Origin of the sequence: Bradyrhizobium neotropicale (assembly GCF_001641695.1) — a bacterium.
Classification (GTDB): Bacteria; Pseudomonadota; Alphaproteobacteria; order Rhizobiales; family Xanthobacteraceae; genus Bradyrhizobium; species Bradyrhizobium neotropicale.
In genome coordinates, this window is sequence record NZ_LSEF01000038.1 from 1 (window position 1) to 1,877 (window position 1,877).

The 1,877-nt window shown below is 68.2% G+C and carries 1 protein-coding gene; it reads left to right on the top strand.

Features of this window, described 5'->3' with window-relative positions:
• Positions 1–1,877, top strand: a 1,877-nt coding sequence (locus AXW67_RS12075) for an acetyl-CoA carboxylase biotin carboxylase subunit (protein WP_063678062.1), incomplete at both ends; no start/stop codon positions are given.

A 1,877-nucleotide genomic window follows, 5' to 3' on the forward strand; every position in this document is an offset into this window, starting at 1 on the left:
ATCCTGATTGCCAATCGCGGCGAAATCGCCTGCCGGGTCATCAAGACTGCCCGCCGGATGGGAATTCAGACGGTTGCGGTTTATTCCGAGGCCGATCGCGACGCCCTCCATGTCGAGATGGCCGACGAGGCGGTGCTGATCGGTCCGCCGGCGGCGGCCGAGAGCTATCTGGTGATCGAGAAGATCGTGGACGCCTGCCGCAGGACCGGCGCGGAAGCGGTGCACCCCGGCTACGGCTTCCTGTCCGAGCGCGAGGCGTTTCCGCGCGCGCTGGAGGCGGCCGGCATCGTCTTCATCGGGCCCAACCCGGGCGCCATCGCGGCGATGGGCGACAAGATCGAGTCCAAGAAGGCGGCCGCCAAGGCCAAGGTCTCGACGGTGCCGGGCTATCTCGGCGTCATCGAGGACGACAGGCATGCAGTGCGGATCGCCGACGAGATCGGCTATCCCGTGATGATCAAGGCCTCCGCCGGCGGCGGCGGCAAGGGCATGCGCATCGCGCACTCCAAGGCCGCGGTCGCGGAAGGGTTCAACCTCGCCAAGGCCGAGGCCAAGGCTTCGTTCGGCGACGACCGCGTCTTCGTCGAGAAATTCATCGTCGATCCCCGCCACATCGAGATCCAGGTGCTGGGCGACAAGCACGGCAACGTGATCTATCTCGGCGAGCGCGAATGCTCGATCCAGCGCCGCAACCAGAAGGTCATCGAGGAGGCGCCGTCGCCGCTGCTCGATGAGGCCACGCGCCGCAAGATGGGCGAGCAGGCGGTCGCGCTCGCGAAAGCCGTGAACTACGACTCCGCCGGCACCGTCGAGTTCGTCGCCGGCCAGGACAAGAGCTTCTACTTCCTGGAGATGAACACGCGCCTCCAGGTCGAGCATCCCGTGACCGAGCTCGTCACCGGCATCGACCTCGTCGAGCAGATGATCCGCGTCGCCGCCGGCGAGAAGCTCACCATCGCGCAGAAGGACGTCACGCTGACGGGCTGGGCGGTGGAGTCGCGGCTCTACGCCGAAGAYCCGTTCCGCAACTTCCTGCCCTCGATCGGGCGCCTGGTGAAATACCGCCCGCCGGCGGAAGCCAGCAGGGACGGTATCACCGTGCGCAACGACACCGGCGTGCAGGAGGGCGGCGAGATCTCGATCCACTACGATCCGATGATCGCAAAACTCGTCACCCATGCGCCCTCGCGCGCCGCCGCGATCGAGGCGCAGGCGACCGCGCTCGACGCCTTCTATGTCGACGGCATCCGCCACAACATCCCGTTCCTGTCGGCCTTGATGCACCATCCGCGCTGGCGCGAGGGCCGGCTCTCGACCGGCTTCATCGCGGAGGAGTTCCCGAAGGGCTTTGCCGTGCGGGTGCCGGAGGGCGAGGTCGCGCGGCGCATTGCCGCGGTCGGCGCCGCCATCGATCACGTGCTAGGGGAGCGCAAGCGGCAGATCTCGGGCCAGCTCGGCGGCCGCGTCGTGCAGCGCGAGCGGCGCCGCGCCGTCTGGCTCGACCGCGACGAGATCCTGCTCGAGGTCGGCCGCGAGGGCGACGCCATCGCGGTGCGCTTCGTCGATACCGAGGGCAAGGCCGGCAATGCCCATCTGTTGCAGTCGCCGTGGAAGCCGGGCGATCCGGTCTGGCAGGGCACCATCGACGGCCACTTCATCGCGGTGCAGACGCGTCCCATTGCGAACGGCATCCGCCTCGCGCACCATGGCGTCGAGGTGCCGGTCTATGTCTGGACCGAAGCGGAAGCGACTTCCGCGCGGCTGATGCCGGTGGTCTCGGCCTCAGACACCGGCAAGAAGCTGCTCTGCCCGATGCCCGGCCTCGTGGTCTCGATCGCGGTGACCGAGGGGCAGGAGGTCAAGGCCGGCGAGACGCT